At 42.8% G+C, this 17,183-nt stretch carries 14 protein-coding genes and 1 tRNA gene; 10 read left to right on the top strand and 5 right to left on the bottom strand.

Features of this window, described 5'->3' with window-relative positions:
- Positions 1-96: 96 nt before the first annotated feature.
- Positions 97-1,437, bottom strand: coding sequence for an HTTM domain-containing protein (locus CLV82_RS01625; RefSeq protein ID WP_133642556.1), 1,341 nt, complete (start codon positions 1,435-1,437; stop codon positions 97-99).
- The gene (locus tag CLV82_RS01620) at positions 1,438-2,364 is read right to left on the bottom strand and encodes a bifunctional riboflavin kinase/FAD synthetase (protein ID WP_133642555.1); all 927 of its coding nucleotides are present in this window, start codon (positions 2,362-2,364) and stop codon (positions 1,438-1,440) included. It lies immediately after the preceding gene.
- A gap of 50 nt (positions 2,365-2,414) precedes the next feature.
- Between CLV82_RS01620 and CLV82_RS01615 the strand changes: the two genes are divergently transcribed.
- Entirely contained in the window at positions 2,415-6,188 is a 3,774-nt protein-coding gene (locus CLV82_RS01615) for a reprolysin-like metallopeptidase (RefSeq protein ID WP_133642554.1), read from the top strand.
- Positions 6,185-6,862, top strand: coding sequence for a hypothetical protein (locus CLV82_RS01610; protein ID WP_133642553.1), 678 nt, complete (start codon positions 6,185-6,187; stop codon positions 6,860-6,862). Before CLV82_RS01615 ends, CLV82_RS01610 begins: the two co-directional genes overlap by 4 nt.
- 1 nt (position 6,863) lies before the next feature.
- Here CLV82_RS01610 and pth read toward each other — a convergent pair whose 3' ends face one another.
- The 3 genes from pth to CLV82_RS01595 form a co-directional block, all read right to left on the bottom strand.
- Positions 6,864-7,493 carry an aminoacyl-tRNA hydrolase gene (gene pth / locus CLV82_RS01605; protein WP_133642552.1) on the bottom strand — a complete coding sequence of 210 codons (630 nt, stop codon included), beginning with the start codon at positions 7,491-7,493 and terminating at the stop codon, positions 6,864-6,866.
- A gap of 99 nt (positions 7,494-7,592) precedes the next feature.
- On the bottom strand, positions 7,593-8,246 hold the full coding sequence (locus tag CLV82_RS01600) for a 50S ribosomal protein L25/general stress protein Ctc (RefSeq protein ID WP_133642551.1): 654 nt from the start codon (positions 8,244-8,246) through the stop codon (positions 7,593-7,595).
- A gap of 51 nt (positions 8,247-8,297) precedes the next feature.
- A complete protein-coding gene (locus CLV82_RS01595; protein WP_133642550.1) occupies positions 8,298-9,239 on the bottom strand; it encodes a ribose-phosphate pyrophosphokinase in 942 nt (313 codons plus the stop codon).
- 212 nt (positions 9,240-9,451) lie between these two features.
- Between CLV82_RS01595 and CLV82_RS01590 the strand changes: the two genes are divergently transcribed.
- From CLV82_RS01590 to mobB, 8 genes are all read left to right on the top strand, one after another.
- Positions 9,452-9,534 (top strand) — tRNA-Leu (locus tag CLV82_RS01590).
- 364 nt (positions 9,535-9,898) lie between these two features.
- The gene (locus CLV82_RS01585) at positions 9,899-11,686 is read left to right on the top strand and encodes a ParB/RepB/Spo0J family partition protein (protein ID WP_133642549.1); all 1,788 of its coding nucleotides are present in this window, start codon (positions 9,899-9,901) and stop codon (positions 11,684-11,686) included.
- Positions 11,687-11,788: 102 nt separating this feature from the next.
- The gene (locus CLV82_RS01580; RefSeq protein WP_133642548.1) at positions 11,789-13,528 is read left to right on the top strand and encodes a hypothetical protein; all 1,740 of its coding nucleotides are present in this window, start codon (positions 11,789-11,791) and stop codon (positions 13,526-13,528) included.
- Positions 13,529-14,244: 716 nt separating this feature from the next.
- Positions 14,245-14,589, top strand: coding sequence for a single-stranded DNA-binding protein (locus tag CLV82_RS01575; RefSeq protein WP_133642547.1), 345 nt, complete (start codon positions 14,245-14,247; stop codon positions 14,587-14,589).
- 77 nt (positions 14,590-14,666) lie between these two features.
- Positions 14,667-15,116: a JAB domain-containing protein gene (locus tag CLV82_RS01570; protein WP_133642546.1), complete on the top strand. Its 450-nt coding sequence runs from the start codon at positions 14,667-14,669 to the stop codon at positions 15,114-15,116.
- Between the two features lie 11 nt (positions 15,117-15,127).
- Positions 15,128-15,325 carry a hypothetical protein gene (locus CLV82_RS14885; protein ID WP_072316413.1) on the top strand — a complete coding sequence of 66 codons (198 nt, stop codon included), beginning with the start codon at positions 15,128-15,130 and terminating at the stop codon, positions 15,323-15,325.
- Positions 15,326-15,758: 433 nt separating this feature from the next.
- A complete protein-coding gene (locus tag CLV82_RS01560) occupies positions 15,759-16,139 on the top strand; it encodes a BfmA/BtgA family mobilization protein (RefSeq protein WP_062054296.1) in 381 nt (126 codons plus the stop codon).
- 11 nt (positions 16,140-16,150) lie between these two features.
- A complete protein-coding gene (gene mobB / locus CLV82_RS01555; protein ID WP_133642545.1) occupies positions 16,151-17,182 on the top strand; it encodes a MobB family relaxase in 1,032 nt (343 codons plus the stop codon).
- Position 17,183 lies beyond the last annotated feature (1 nt).

The following is a 17,183-nucleotide window of genomic DNA, read 5'->3' as shown; positions in this document are numbered from 1 at the left end:
GGCAAATTTAGCTTTAATTCCGCTAGAATTCAATCATAACCTGCATCAAATCCATGGCAATGGAACAGTCAACGGGCAGAGGACAGGGAATAAGCGCTAATCTCTCGTTTTGGGTCTTTGAATTTTTAGTTTGGAGGGTAGTATCCACTCGTGATGTCTCAGGTGAGACCATTTCTCCGCAGCGAGATCGGTATTGGGATCGATCAGTCTTCTGAGCGGCCGGCCGTTTACGCTGACCAGGGCATTGGCATATACGGCCACATCTTCTCCTTTGGATGCATATTCATGTTTAAGCCGTTGTGCGAACTGCCAGATAAAATCCGGGTGGGTGGCCAGCATTCTCTTTTGTTTCCGGGTAACATAATCATCGACAGAAATGGCGGTGGATTTTCCATTTGCCTTGTTCACCACCTTGAAGCTTATATTGCCTTTCCGGCTTCGTAACATCATCCTCCAGCTCAACCGGTGTCCTTCTTCCGTCCACAGTACATCATCTTTAAAAAAGTGGTGCCTCACAGGCAGCAGTAACTGTACTGTAAAATAAATTACGCCTGCAGCTAGCATCCAGCAGTGTTTGGAGGGAATCCTGATCTCGTTAAGTGTATAAGCCACTTTCCGTGGGAAGAATAATCTGCGGATAGTTTCCGCCTCAAAAAAGAAGACAGTAAAAGCCAGGGCGAGGTATGGGAAAATACCTATCTGGAATACATAAGAATTGAAGAGGTGAAAAAAGATAGCGCAGATAAATGCGAAAACTCTTGTCCTGTGCCATAGTAAAGCGGGTATGATCAGGAGGTCGAAAGCAATACCAAAAATACGGATAGAATGGATGACTATGGGATGCTGAAGCAGCTCTCCAATGAGCGGGCGCGATTTTTTGGCTGACATCAGCAGTTCGATGAAGGTCGTGTCCAGCCAGTCGGCATAACATTTAGCCAGCGCAGCATAGGTATATACGATCAGCAGTTGCAATACAAAGATCCATTTCACGTAGGCATAAATGGAATCTGTTTTCAATTCCGGGTTACGCCGGATATCCAGCGAGTGACTCCTGCTGGCGGGAAAGAAGCACATCAGGAAAGAGATGAGGATAAGCAGGTAATAATGATTGTTATAGGATGATTTCTGCATCAGGTAAACTCCTGTCCACATAATGGTGAAGGCAATCATGCTCCAGCGATATCGGTAGCCCAGAGTGATCAGGATTCCCAGGGTACCCATTATGAAAAAATAGAAGTACATGCCATTACCAGGCAGGGGTTGCAGCCACTCAAACCCAATAAAAGTGAATGTGAAATCTGGTTCAACCAGGACTCTCCGGATCCACCCTGTCACAATAGCCCCGTAACATTCCAGGCTTATAAGGATACCGAAGAAGATCCTGAAGATGATCAGGGGGGTGTTGTCTATTCTCCGGAACAATAGCCTGTTCAGCATTTATGTGTTGATTATGTCCAGGGAAGTTTTCTTGTCTTCTGCCAGTTGTTTCTTAAGATCGGCCAGAGATTTAAACTTGTGTTCATCCCTGATCCTGTCAAGGATTTCTACTTGCAGCCGCTTTTCATACAAGTCCTCTTCAAAATCAAAGAAGTGGATCTCAATGGTTTTGGAGGTGCCGTCTACGGTGGGATTAAAGCCGATATTCATCATCCCGTATATTGTCTCTTCCCCAAGAATGCTCTTCACCACATAAACTCCGTTCTTTGGGATCAGTTTATAGGTTTCGGGGATATGCAGGTTGGCTGTCGGGAAGTCAAGTTCCCTGCCGAGTCCTTTCCCCTTCTTAACAATGCCGGTAAGCATGTATTCATACCCAAGAAAGGAGTTGGCTGTTTTAATATCTCCGGAGGTTAATGCTTTGCGGATCTTGGTCGAACTGACCGATACTTCATCAATCTCCTGGGCTGAAATTTCTTCGACCTCAAAATCGAGTGCATTTCCAAAGGCGATCAGGTCATTGATATTGGCTGTCCTGTTCCTGCCGAAACGATGATCATAACCTATAATCACCTTTTTAGCCCTCAGATCGTTAACAAGGATATCACGAACAAATGCAGTTGCTGAAAGTCTCGAAAAAGTTTTTGTAAAGGGATGGATGATCAGGTAGTCCAGGCCGATCTTTTCCAGGATCTGAATTTTTTCATCCAGGGTATTCAGTAACTGTATGTCAGCATCTTTCTGCAGTACCATCCTGGGGTGAGGAAAGAAAGTCAGAACGGTAGACCTGAGTTCCTGGGCTTTTGCGGAATTGATAAGTCTTTCAAGGATCCTGCGGTGGCCAATATGCACTCCGTCAAAGGTCCCAATCGTGATGGCGGTCGGGTGCGCTTTATCGTATTTAGAAATGCTTTGGACTGTAACCACCTAAGAAAAAATAAAAAAGACTTACTTTTAAACTCTGAAAAATTCCCTTGATGAACACAAAATTACGGCTTGTTTTATCAATAACCATACTATTTCTTTCCTTTTACGGATCTGCGCAGCAGGGTTACTGGAAACAAGCAGCAGGTGGCATGGAGACTCTGCCGTCCGCAGAACAGAAGGTCAGGGGAGACGATGTTAGAGTTTTTACCCTCTCAGAATCAGAATTCCGGGACAACCTGCAACAATTGAGGACAACCAGGAACAGCAACCTGGTACTTCAGATACCTGGGAAGCAAGGAGAAATGACCCGGTTCAGGGTCCGGGAGAACCCGGTCCTAGCCCCATCGCTTTCTGCAAAATACCCGGGCATACGTTCATTTATAGGGTATAGCCTGGATAATGAACATGAAAGGATAAGGTTCAGTTTCTCTCATAAAGGGTTCCAGGGAATGATCATTGGCGCTGATGAAAAAAAGACGGTATTCCTGGAAAAGGTACGTGGTTCCGCGAATAAATACCTCTTATACAACAGGGACGACCTATCGGATCAGGACCAGGAGTTCCTGTGTTATACCGAGGACGAATTCAGTAAACAGCAGGGGAAGACCTTTAAGTTGGTTGATGAGGGTCAACTTAGGACCTTCCGGATCGCGGTGTCGGCTTCAGGTGAATATACCCAGTACCATGGAGGAACTATCGAAGATGCCCTGGCGGCGATAAACGCTACCCTTACAACCGTGAACGAAGTTTTTGAAACGGATTTTGCAGTACACCTGGAATTGATCGCGGATACAGACCTGGTGATCTATGCTGACCCGGATAAGGACCCTTACGGGGCTAACCTCAATGTAGAGGTGCAGAATACACTGAGCAGCCTGATAGGAGAAGAAGATTATGACGTAGGGCACCTGTTCCACAGGGATAACGACTCGGGTAATGCCGGTTTCATTGGGTCTGTATGCAAGGATAACCAGAAAGGGAGCGCATATTCAGCAGCTTTAGTTCCCCAGGGACCGGTGTACGATCTGGATTTTGTCTCCCATGAACTCGGCCATCAGTTTGGTGCCAACCACACCTGGTCCTTTGAATCAGAAGGAACCCTGGTCCAGGCGGAACCCGGAAGTGGCACTACCATCATGGGTTATGCAGGAATCGTGGCAGGGAACAATGTTCAGCGTAACGGGGATGATTATTTTCATTACTACAGTATACTCCAGGTCATTAATTACCTTAAGACCGTAAGCTGCGGCACCTTGACTGCGCTTACTAACAGTCCCCCGGTCATTACGCCAAGCGGGGATTTTGTAATTCCCAAGTCTACAGCCTTTGTGCTCACAGGAACCGCAACTGATCCGGATCTGAATGATGTGCTGACCTACGCATGGGAACAGATCGATAACGGGGTGGTTACTGCCCTGACCTTTGGGCCGACGAACCCGGGAGGTGCCAATTTCCGGTCCCGTCCGCCTATAACTGACCCTTCCCGGTATTTCCCGCGACTTACTGAGGTGGTCCAGGGAAATCTGACCCAATCAAACCCGGAAATTGATTCGGCCTGGGAAACAGTGTCCAGTATAGAAAGGGAACTGAATTTTGCCCTGACCGTTCGAGATAATGCGGAAGGAGGAGGGCAGGTGGCATCAGACCTAGTAAAGGTTACCGTAAGTAGTGATGCCGGCCCTTTTACTGTGTTGTCACAGGCAAGCTCCCAGGTTTACCAGTCAGGATCCGTACAGACCATTAACTGGGATGTTGCAGGCACCAGTTCAGGGGAGATTAATGCCCAAACTGTAGATATTTTCCTGTCGGTTGATGGGGGACTCACCTATCCTTTCCAATTGGCGGATGCAGTTCCGAACGATGGTACCCACGACGTGCTGTTGCCCGGGGTAGCAACTACAGAGGGCAGGTTTATGGTAAAAGCGGACAACAATATCTTCTTCGCAATAAATGCTGCAGATTTCAGTATCCTGGAATCCCAATTTGTCCTTGCCTTTGATGGCCTAGCGTTTGAAGTATGTCAGCCCGCTGATCTGCAAATCCCTTTCAATTATTATAGTTTTGGCGGATTTAATGAAGAGGTGACCTTCTCAACGAGCGGACTTCCCCCTGAATTGACCTCCGTTTTTACCCCGCCTACTGTGATGACGGATAGCACGGCAGTTACCCTGGATATCTCTAATATTAACGGTGTAGCTACCGGTACTTATCCTTTTACCGTTACGGGAACATCGGCCAGCATATCCCGCAGTATAACGCTTGAGCTCAGGGTGCTGAATAATACCTACGCGGATATCACGCTGAATTCCCCATTAGACGGAGCGACCGGCACCAGTGTGCAAGTACCTTTGGAATGGGCAGCCGACCCGGGTAATTCCAGTTATGAACTGGAAATTGCAACCGATTCGGGGTTTAGCAATATCGTAGAAACAGCCGAAGTAATATTTCCCAGTTATTTGCCACAGAACCTTGTGCCTTCTGAAACTTATTTCTGGAGAGTAAAAGGAAAAAATTCATGTGGGGAAGGTAGTTTTAGTGCAGCTTTCAACTTCTCTACCATTGCCATTTCATGCAAAAGTAAATCGGCTACAGGTCTCCCACTTAATATTTCTGCTTCGGGCACCCCGACCATTACATCAAGCGTGACCTTCCTGGAGGATCTGCCGGTATCTGACGTTGATGTATCCCTGGATATAGATCATACCTTCCTGGGTGATCTTATCATCAGCCTGCAATCCCCCGGGGGTACTACTGTGGTGCTGGTATCAAATTCCTGTGGTGAATTCAGGAATATGGAGGCTGTGTTTGACGACGACGGTGAGACCCTGGTCTGTGGTAATAATCCTGCTATCAGCGGGAGGGTAAAACCGCTGGGTTCTCTTTCCTCTTTTAATGGGGAATCTATAGTAGGCACCTGGACGCTTACCGTATATGACAGTGCCCCGGCAGACGGGGGAGCCTTAAATTCTTTTACCCTGGATATGTGTGTAGAAGGTGAATTCCGTCCCGATGCTGACGGAGACGGCGTTTTTGACGACGGGGATGACCTGTGTCTGGGCACTCCTCCCGGTGTGGAAGTGGATACGGATGGCTGTGCGGTTTATCGTTTACCCCAGGATAATTTCAGGCTAAGTGTCGACAGTGAAAGTTGTATAAACAGTGATGACGGCAGGTTATTCGTTACCGCTGAAGCTATGTTAGACTACCAGGTTACGGTGGTTGGTAACGGCGTAAACGAGTCTTCGTCCTTCACATCGAATTATGAACTGGGTTCGCTGTCAGCAGGGACGTACGAACTTTGTATACAAGCAACGGACGGCCCGATAGAATACGAGGTCTATTGCTTTGAAGCCGTGGTAAGTGAGCCTCTGCCACTTTCCGTATTATCTCAACTGAATGCCGACGGAAGCAGGCTGGATTTGAAGCTGGAAGGGGCAGAACTGTATAATGTGGAAGTGAACGGCCTGATTACGCAGGTTACAACCGATAATTACAGCATAGCCCTGAAGGAGGGTAATAATGTGATAAAAGTATTTACGAATAAATCGTGCCAGGGCGTATACGAAGAAGTGATCTTTGTGCCGGGGCCTGACCTGGTTTATCCAAATCCGTTTTTTAATCAAACGGCTATCTATGTTGGCCGTACACAGGAGAGGACACATCTTTCGATCTTCAATGCGAATGGAAGCTTGCTTAAACAAGGATATTATCCTGTACATGAAGGGGAAGTGGATATAGATCTCAGTGGTTGGCCGGCAGGAATCTACCTGGTTCGTGTTGAAGACCAGCCTAAGCCCAGAACCTATAAAATTGTGAAGCGATGAAACAGACTATAGTGTTCCTGATGGTGATTTTACTGTGGGCATGTGGTAAGGATGATCCCAAACCTCCTAAGCCGGCCAACCTTATCTTCCCTCTTGAAAATTCAGAATGTACCGAGGGCAGAGTGCTCTCGGATCTTACCAGTGAAGTAGAATTTCGATGGGGAGCAGGGTCAAATACCAAGGATTACGAATTAAGGGTAGTAAACTTACTGACCAATGTGGGGCAATCCCTGCGGACAGAGCAGTTATCTGCCAAACTCCCGCTATTAAAGGGCACACCCTATTCCTGGGTGGTCATTTCGAGAAATACTCAGACCGAGGTCAGCGCAACAAGTGCAACCTGGAAATTCTACAATGCGGGAGCTCAAACTAATTACGCCCCCTTCCCGGCAGCAGTCATTAGTCCGAAATCCGGTGCTTCCGTGGTTCGGGATATCAATAATGAGGTAACATTAAGGTGGGAGGGTGCCGATGTGGACAATGATATTTCTTTATTCGAAATATATGTTGCCGAAACTAACCTCCCGGAAGCCCTGGCAGCTTCACTGGGGCCTGCTACATCCAGTTTCAAGGTTTCGGTATCCGCCAATACTGTTTATTACTGGAAAGTTGTGACAATAGACCGGGAAGGGAACCGCTCGGAATCGGGTGTATTTAGTTTTAAGGCACTTTAGTCTAAGTATTGTTGAATTCGTTCATGGTGTTTTTCACCCCTGCCCTGACGAAGGAAAGCAGTAATTCCACGCTCCGGTCGATGCGCTCTGGCAGGGCCTTTGCTTCGTCTTCACCCCATGTTCCGAGGACATAATCTACCTGTTGTCCTCTCTGGAAATCTGATCCAACTCCGAAACGGAGCCTGTTGTAATTGGTGGTCTGCAGGATCTGTTGTATGTCTTTTAAGCCATTATGCCCCCCGTCACTTCCTTTGGTCTTGAGTCGTAATGTTCCGAATGGGAGGTTTAGATCGTCTGTGACTACCAGCACATTTTCAAGGGGGATATTCTCTTTATCCATCCAGTATTTTATCGCTTTGCCGCTGCGATTCATGTAGGTGGATGGTTTCAGCGTGATAATGGTGCGTCCTTTCAGCTTAAAACTCCCTACCTCGCCGAGCTTGGCAGTTTCCATGCTGAATTCTTGTTTTCTTGCCAGGGCGTCAATGATCTGGAAACCGATATTGTGTCTGGTGAGGGCGTATTCTTCCCCTATATTGCCGAGTCCGGCAAAGAGATATTTTTTCATAGTAGTTGAACTTTCTGACCGGGTATTACGCTGCCCGAAAAGTGAATTTAAAAATGAACGCATAGAATTGACCTGATAGGTGCAAAAATAAAAAAGCATCCTGATAACAGGAACAATTCTCATTGCCCGTCCAGGATGCTTTTGGATTGTTAAAGAGGAAGATTATTCCTGTCCTTCAGCAGCAGCTGCTTCGGTAGTTTCTTCTCCTTCTGCGGTAGTTTCCTCACCTTCCAGTCCTTCTTCGTCCTCATCGTCCTCAACTACGATCGCTGCTCTTGCGGTCTTAACCTGAACAACCAGGGTAGAATCTGGGTGAAGAATAGTAAAGTTATCCTGTTTCAGTGATTCCACGGTGATGTATTCTCCGATCTTCAGCTTAGAGATGTCTACGTTGAAGAAATCGGGAAGGTCCTTAGGCAGGGCCCTGATCACTAATTTACGTTTTCTGAATAACAGACGACCACCATTTCGTACTCCGGGAGCGTTTCCTTGAAGCCTTACCGGGATTCTCATAGTCACTTCCTTGTCATCGAATAACTGGTAGAAGTCGATGTGCAGGATCTGGTCAGTAACCGGGTGGAACTGGATATCCTGCATAGCAGCGTGAATTTTCTCGCCGCCTTCCAAATGAATATCAACGGTGTGAGCATTTGGAGTGTATACCAAATCCTTGAACGCAATCTCTTCTGCTGCAAAATGAATTGGTTTCTCCCCTCCGTATACCACGCAAGGAACCATTCCAGCATTACGTAGGGCCTTCGTTGCCTTCTTGCCCACGCTTTCTCTTTCTGATCCTTTAATTGTAATTGATTTCATTGTATATAAATAATAGTTAAAATACGTATTCAGTCTCCGGCGTCCTTATCCTTACATCAGGAATTTAGAAGCGATGGAGGTATTGTGATGTACCCTGTGCATTACATCGGCAAACAGATCAGCGCAACTGAGTACTTTGATCTTTTCGCTTTGTTGTTTCAGCGGAATGGAATCAGTGACGATCAATTCCGATAATTGAGATTTTTCGACCCGCTCATAGGCATTGCCGGAAAGCAGGGCGTGAGTCGTTATTGCGCGAACACTGAGAGCTCCGCGTTCTATCATCAGGTCTGCAGCCTTGGCAAGGGTGCCTGCGGTATCTACCATGTCATCTACCAGGACCACGTTCTTATCCTTAACATCCCCGATCAATTCCATATGGGATATCACATTGGCTTTCGCTCGCTGTTTGTAGCAAATTACCACGTCACTCTCTAACGCTTTGGAATAAGCGTAAGCCCTTTTGGATCCACCCATATCCGGGGAGGCGATCGTCAGGTTATCCAGGTTTAAAGACCTCAGGTAAGGCAGGAAAAGGGTAGATGCGAATAAGTGATCTACCGGCTTTTCAAAGAATCCCTGTATCTGGTCAGCATGCAGATCCATGGTGATGATCCGCGTGGCACCTGCTGCTTCCAGCATTTTGGCTACCAATTTGGCAGCAATGGGGACTCTCGGTTTATCCTTCCTGTCTTGTCTTGCCCATCCAAAATAGGGCATGACAGCAGTAATATGCCTGGCCGAGGCGCGCTTGGCGGCATCGATCATCAGGAGCATCTCCATCAGGTTTTCAGAACTCGGGTTGGTAGACCCGATGATAAAGATCCGGGTACCGCGAATAGACTCCTCGAAAGAGGGCTGGAATTCCCCGTCACTGTAACGGGAAAAAATTACGTTCCCCAGTTCAGCGCCATAAGAGGCAGCGATCTTCTCTGCCAGGGCCATGCTCTGGGTACATCCAAAAATCTTAGGTTCCGGTACTTGATACGGCATACTTAAGGTCTTGAGTTTTACTTCCTTAGAAGTCCTTTTGACAAAGGAGGTGCAAATTTAGGAATTTATTTGTGTTGCTAAAGGAAATAGCGGTTGAATTTTAGTAAGGCAAATAAAATTTTTTATAGTTTTGCAGTCCTGTTTGCCTCGGTGGCGGAACTGGTAGACGCGCTGGATTCAAAATCCAAATTTCGAAAGGCGCAATAAAATATGCCGAAGTGGTGGAATTGGTAGACACGATGGATTCAAAATCCATTGCTCACAAGGCGTGCGGGTTCGATTCCCGCCTTCGGTACGAAAAAAGCTGAGATGAAAATCTCGGCTTTTTTTATGCTCAGGTACAACATAGGTACAACATTTTGTCTTTTTTCAGAACCAAATTGGCTTTAATACTATATCCTTTCATTTGATGCCAAATACTATTTTCTGTATTGAGGATTAATAAATTTTAGGTTATCTCAACCTCTGTACTTCGTAAGAGGGGTTTATTATCATACAATATACACGCAAGGTAAACTCGTAAAATACTTCCATCAAAAGACTACGGCATAAAGCCAACGCTTCTTCCCCTACTCATTTATTCCGTTTCCTTTTGAGCCAAGATTTTATCTTCCGTTTGGTTTCTGCTCAAATATTGTTTAATCAAAAATTTGAGTATTATGACAACAAAAGCGAGTACCACAAAGAAGCGCAGTAGAGCGAAATCTACTGTCAAGAAAGAAGTAAACGGAAAGAAATCATCCGCACTTCAAATTCAGAACTTACCATTGGGTAAAATCAAGCCTGACCTTGAACAGCCGAGAAAGACCTTTAACGAGGATGCGTTAAAGCAGCTTTCTGAGAGTATCGAAAAGCACGGTGTGTTGCAACCGATTACCGTCAGGCAACTAAATGGCCATTACATCATCGTGATGGGCGAACGCCGATATCGTGCAAGTAAATTAGCAGGGAAAAAGACTATACCCAGTATCGTTAGGACTTATGAGAACAATGATATTCTGGAAGTTCAGATTATCGAGAATTTGCAAAGACAGGATGTCGAGCCTACCGAAGAAGCCGAGGCGATTGCTTACCTAAGCGAAAAGTATTCAGCATCTGAAATCGCAAAGCGGTTGGGTAGAACGGATAACTTTATCAGACAACGACTTAAACTGGCTGGATTGATTGATGGTTTTAAGAACTTTGTCCGTAATGGCGAAATGACCATATCATTGGGTGTCGGTGTTGCGCTCTTTGAACCTGAAGAACAGCTAATGATGTTGGAAACAATGGGCGAGGATTTTAGTGCACATCAGATAAACAGGATGATTAAAGACCAGACCTATGACTTGGAAAAAGCATCTTTTGATGTGGCCGACAAAAAATTGGTTCCGAAAGCTGGGTCTTGCGTTGAATGTCCTTTCAACGCGGCAAATCAAGGCAATCTGTTCGGCGATGGTAAAATGGTCTGCACGAAAGCAGCCTGTTTTGAAACGAAGAAAAATAAATCGTTCTTGAACCTGATTGAGAAATCCAAGAAAGAGAACATCTTATTAATTCCTGAAATACGACAGTATTGGGTAGATGACGAAAACAATCAGCTCATTATATCGCAATTGGAAAAGAACGGATTGAAAGTCTATTTACTGGATGATGTTGAAATTTTAGAGAATCCGATTGAGCCAACAATCGAAGCTATTCAGAAAGAGTATCAGCATTATGATTATTCTGAAGATGAATTAAAGGCAGAATTCGATGAAGCTATGCAGGATTATAAAGAAGCATTGGAAAAATTTAATTCAGCAAAAGAAGATGCATATAAGAATGGCATTATGTTTCATCCAGATTCATTCCAGCACAAGGAAATCTTTGTTAAGATTGTTGAAAAATCCAAAAATGATTCTACGGAATATTCTGCACCATTGACCAACAGAAAAATGGCAGATTGTACGCCTGAAGAACAAATCGTAAAAATCAACGAAAGGGAAATCCGTAAGAAGCAAATAGAGAACAACAAGCAGTTTGAAGAAGTTGTGCAGATGATTCGTGAGACCAAATACATTGATACGAAGAAGACACTTTCAAAAGATGAAATGGTCGCATTCTCAATATCGCTATTTGAGAACAATGTGGACTATATGAGTCAACAAAAGTATTTCTCAAAATTCTTAGGGGAAACTTCAAAGATGACCAAAGTTGAAATGGTAGAGAATTTCAAGAAGAAGTTCAAAAAGGAAATCTTCCATAAGTTGATACGGTATATGCTCACAAAGCAAGTGCATTTTGGCGAAAGCAATCACGTCAATAATCTGACGAACATTTCATTTTACAACGCAATGCAGGGATATTACAAATCCAAGATTGTTAGCATAGAAAAGGAATATGCCGACAAAAGGAACAAGCGTGAAGCACGTTTGAAAGAGCGCCTTACTGTTCTTGAAAAGCAAATTGAGGAACTCAACGATTAGCTTTTGTTGTTTGAAGAAGGGTCGGCATTCGTGCTGGCTCTTTTTCTCAATATCTGATTCTGTAAATAAATAGTATATTGACTGTTTGATTAAATACGAAATATGAAAATTAAACTTGGTGTTACATTTGAAGCTTGCTTTCCAAAAGAGAATCGAAAATCTATTGATGAATATTTGAGTGGAATAAGTCGTGATACCTTATTGAAAACAGGTTCTCACTTTCTTGGATTTGATACAGAAAAATCAAAATATAGTGATGTAATCGCCTTTATGAATATGTTCTTCTCGCAAGGTAATCAGAATTTTGCCAATGAAGCATACCAGAATCTCTTGAGCTACGTAGCAGAAGCAGACTATGATATATCTGATTACGAAATTCCGTATGTAGGTAGTAGCCTTCTGTTCTTTGAATATATCTTTGACAATATTTCCGAGGATGTTGAAACAGAAAAGACCAACGAGGAAATGGAGCGTGACATATTTAGAGCTTACCTGCACCTTAATCAGGTCTCATTTACCGATAGGGGAATCGAACAAAAAAAAGCCGATGAAGAATCAGGCTTACAGTTTACTGCTGCTCAAGCAATCCTAATGTTGCAATTTCACAATTATGAATTAATAAACTTTAGAACCGATAAAGTATTTACCTGCCAGTTTCTGCGTGCGGTGTCGTATTTTGAATTTCTTTCTGGTATTGAGCAATGCGGGCCGTTGTTAAATGCCTTTTACAAATATTATGGCGTTGAGAATTACAATGAATACCTACGTCGCCTTTTAGGTATCACTTATTCAGTTTTAATGAAGGATAAGGAAACTCATACAGAGATACATCTCGAAGACCCTGTCCACGAAGATTTTATAGACAAGCATATTCTATCCCCAGATGATATAGCTGCAGAGCTGGATTTTGTGACTTTAAGAAGTAGGCCTCTGTACAAGATTGAAGAATTAAAATACCGTATTATATCGCCATTATTTGTAATAGAAATGATATACAATGGACTATATTTTAGGTTGAAGCTAATCAACGATGAGTTGCCAAATGACCAAAAAGTTAAAGGTTTATATGGCCTTAAAACATACGAATATAGTGAGCAATACGCACTCGATACATTATTAAGAGAAATATTCGGAAAACGATATTTTCAAAAATCAGGAAAGGAACTTGATGAATTGATGGATGGAGCGCCAGACTATTATATCAGAAATGGTAAACGAGCAATGCTATTTGAGTCTAAGGATATATTAATATCTAAAGAATCAAAAACAAGTCCTGATTATACAGTACTTGAAGCCGAGCTCAGGCTAAAGTTGTTTGAGAACGAGAAGGGAAAACCTAAAGCAGTTCGACAATTGGCAACAAATATTGAAATTTTACTCAAAGGTAAAGCAGATTATGACTCACAGTTTCCTTCGAAAAAAGGTATTATCAGGCCGATATTGGTTGTACATTATCGAATGTTTAACACAGCAGGAGCAAATGCCATTCTCAACGGTTGGTTTCGGGATGAACTTGTCAAATTGGAAGAAAATGGTTTAGATATTTCCAGAGTCCAAGATTTGGTTATCATAGATATTGATACACTAATGTTCAATAAAGAAGCTCTTCAATCAAAAAAAATGAATTTATGGGATATCCTATTGGAGTATCAGGAAGATTACCTAAGATTTGAGTTGTCAAAGGCAAAACCGCAACCTCGTTCTGAAGAGGAAGGTATTGCAATGTTAAAGTCATCGTATAAGCCTTTTTCCTTCTTTGTGGACAATAAAGTTGAAAAGCTAAATCTCACGAGAACACCAAAAGAATTATTAGAAAAAGCAGCACCACTATTCCCTGAATAAATAAATCTTAGCTAAAATACCCCTCAGCACATTCCCCTACATTCCACGCTCGCCTGCTGAAAAAGCAGGCAACCACTTCACTTCGGGAAAGAGCTTCACTACATATCTCTTGGACACAATCCCCAATTTCAGCTTTCCATTCCGCTAACCCTTCCCGTCCCGAAACTTCGGGACTGGGAAGGAACACTACATTCCTGAGCCAAAATCGTGAATTAAGTCCGCTTTTCTAATCGGAAAGCCATCGCCTTGATTTTCTTGACAGGATTTTCGGCACGGTCTTCTTGAGCCCTCACTCGAAAATCCTTAAAAACCAAACCGCTGTCTTACACATTTTAAGGGGTTTATAATGGATAAAGCCTTTCTTGTTTTTCGGGGCGTCGAAAAACAGGCACGACATAACCAATTCTAATTTAACCACAGCTACTTATCTCGCTTAACTGTCGGTACGCTCAAACGCAACTGCGTTTAAAAGAATTGCTAATGCCCTTATGGAACTTGTCAAGACTGTACAAGTTTTAGTGAAAAATAAGGTTTCTACTTCCTTGAAATTCCAAGGAATTTACTACGTCGCAAACACACCTGATTTATTCCCAAAAAGTCTTGACAAAACCCACTCTATCCATTGTGCGGTGCACGAAAGAAAAGAACAAACACCCCTTAAAATTTAATCTGTTTTAAATCAATAGGGTAAATATAAATCACTTAAATATTTTATTATGAGTACTATTAGAAATCACGTACAGTTAATTGGAAACGTTGGACAAGAGCCAACAATCACGAACCTTGAAAGCGGTAAGAAAGTAGCCCGCTTCTCACTCGCTACAAACGAGTATTACAAAGACAGCAAAGGCGAAAAGCAAACGGACACCAACTGGCACACCGTAGTGGCTTGGGGCAAGACTGCCGAAATTGTGGAAAAGTTTGTCGAAAAAGGCAAAGAGGTTGGAATTACAGGGAAACTAAAGACCCGAACTTACACCACCGATGATGGCAACCAACGCTACGTTACAGAAGTTGTAGCCGATGAAATCCTGTTACTTGGAAGCAAAGACGACAAGTAATCTTCAAAAACAAAGAGGGCGTTCCTCTCGAAAGTTGCGCCCTCTTTTCATTATTCACACATTTAAATATATGCACAATGAAAGCACAAGTTAACGAAATAAAGATTAGCTACAAAGGCGGGTTAAAATCATCAATGTGGCAGAAAATAAGTAATTCACAAGATGCGGCAGAACTGCTCTTTGAGGATTGGGATAAAGATACAATCGGCATACAAGAAACCTTCAAAGTTGTTCTGTTGAACAACAGCAATAAAGTGAAAGGTGTATATCAACTTTCGCAAGGTGGAATTACAGGTACATTGATAGACCTACGAATTTTGTTTGCCGTCATTTTAAAATCCTTATCGGTAGCTATAATTTTAACGCACAACCACCCAAGTGGAAAATTAGAACCAAGCGATGCAGATAAAAGGTTAACGAACAAGATTAAAAAGGCATCCAAACTATTCGACATTACCATTCTTGACCATTTGATATTTGCACCAGATGGGGATTATTATAGTTTTTCTGATAACGGAATTTTGTAAAATCTAAAGCTATGGTATATCTCAATTTTACAGACTTGAGCGAAGAAGCTCAAAACCGACTTTTGGAAACTTCCAAAGAAGATGTGAAACGAAAATTTGGGGATAGCATTCGCAAATACGTAAAAGAAAATTATGGTTGTTTTGAAACGATGATTGAGGAAGAAGCTCTTCGGAATTTATATTCCTATACATACGTTTTCAATATATAATTTTGGCAATTTTTAAATCAGAACACCTCTGAATTTTTAGAGGTGTTTTTCTATGCAATTAATATATAGTCAAGAAAAAAACGTATCTTTATTTCGCTGAAATTCAGCATTCAATTTTACGTAAGGTTATCCACTTTTCGACTTTCGCCGATAACCGTACACATCGGAAAATAACATATCGGAAAATCATTTTCCCTGAAAATGGCAATCGGCTTTTTAGCCGGATTGTATGGATTTTTGTCACGCTTGCGCGTGACGAAAAGGAATAGCAAGAGGGTAACACGCTGCGCGATGTTTCGGATTCCTTTTCGTTTTCAAATTGCTGATAACCAGCGATTTGAATATGTTTTAAATTCTTGACAATCAACGATTTGCGACAAACGGGCTGGAAACGCCCATTTTTAGGGAAGATTTTGCGACAAATCGGCGAAATATGGACTCATTTACTGGAATTAGATTTAAAAAGGAAACCGCAAAACGTTTCCAAACTTTCTCACGCACATACTTCAAATCGCACACCGAGGCGATGTCCACGATGCTCGATTTTTTCTTCTACAACGAAATATCGCCAAAGGAAAAATTAGGACCAACAGGGCGAACCATCGAAGCTAAATTACTCAAAAGAATCAATGCGGTTATTGCCATAATGCGAGATGTAGAAAAGACACAAACCAAACCTACGGTGGCTATGATTCAGTCCCTTTTTGAGACCGAAGAGCCAACCAAAAAACCGCTGATTGTAGAAAAGAAATATGCGGAAGAAAAGAAGGAAGTCCGTTTTCGAGAAAAGCAAAACACAAGTAATCAACTTTAATTTTTTGAGCTATGTATATCACAATCACACCTCAAAAATTAGGCAACAATTATTCACAAAGTTCAGCTGATTTTGTGGGCTATTTGGAAAAGGAAAATCAAGGTTTGGAACAGCGGGATATGGAACACTTTTTTAACCACTATGGCGATGAGATTTCCGCTGAAGAAGTGGTCAAAGAAATTGATGGAAACACCGCAAAATTAAAAAAGAAAGAACCCAAGTTTTATTCGATTACGGTTAGTCCTTCAAAATATGAATTGCGAAAACTTCAGAACAATAGTCAAGATTTAAAAACCTACACCCGTGAGCTGATGAAAGATTATGTTGCCGGTTTCAATCGGGAAATAAACGGGCGACCTATAACCATCGATGACATAAAATATTATGCGAAAATTGAACACCAAAGAACATTCAAGGGAACAGATTTTCAGATTAAAGAAAACCAACCTTTTGCTACAAAAATTCTTCAGCTGAAAACCGAAATCAGAAACATTCAAGAAGGGCGAGCTGAAGGGAATATTAAAAGGATGGAAAAGGAAATTGCCAAATTGGAACGCCAAGCACCACACCAGCAAAATGACAAACGGATTGTCCAGGGAATGAAAAAGGATGGAAACCAAAGCCATATCCATATCATCGTGAGCAGAAAGGATGCTTCCAATTCGGTCAGTCTTTCCCCAGGAAGTAAACACAAAGCTTCCGAAGTTGAAATGCACGGCAAAAAGGTAAAGCGTGGTTTTGATAGAGATGCCTTTTTCGCGAAAGCAGAAAAAACGTTCGACAAAACTTTTGGCTACAAACGCAACTTTGCCGAGACCTACAAAGCAAGAAAGGATTTTATAAAAAACCCCAACTTGTATTTCGCCGCCTTGATGAAATTACCAGCGAACGAAAAAGCATTAGCGTTTAAAATGATTACCAAATCAGGATTACCGATAGTGCCAAGTATTCCAGTTAGTCAAGCACAAATTGCACTTCGGGTTTTCAAGCGGTTAAGACGTGGTGCAGAAGTGGCAATCAAATCAAGTTCAATAGGAATTTAGG

Source organism: Zeaxanthinibacter enoshimensis (assembly GCF_004362865.1).
Classification (GTDB): domain Bacteria; phylum Bacteroidota; class Bacteroidia; order Flavobacteriales; family Flavobacteriaceae; genus Zeaxanthinibacter; species Zeaxanthinibacter enoshimensis.
The sequence above is the reverse complement of the archived record's forward strand: the minus strand, read 5'-3'. Positions and strand labels throughout refer to the sequence as shown.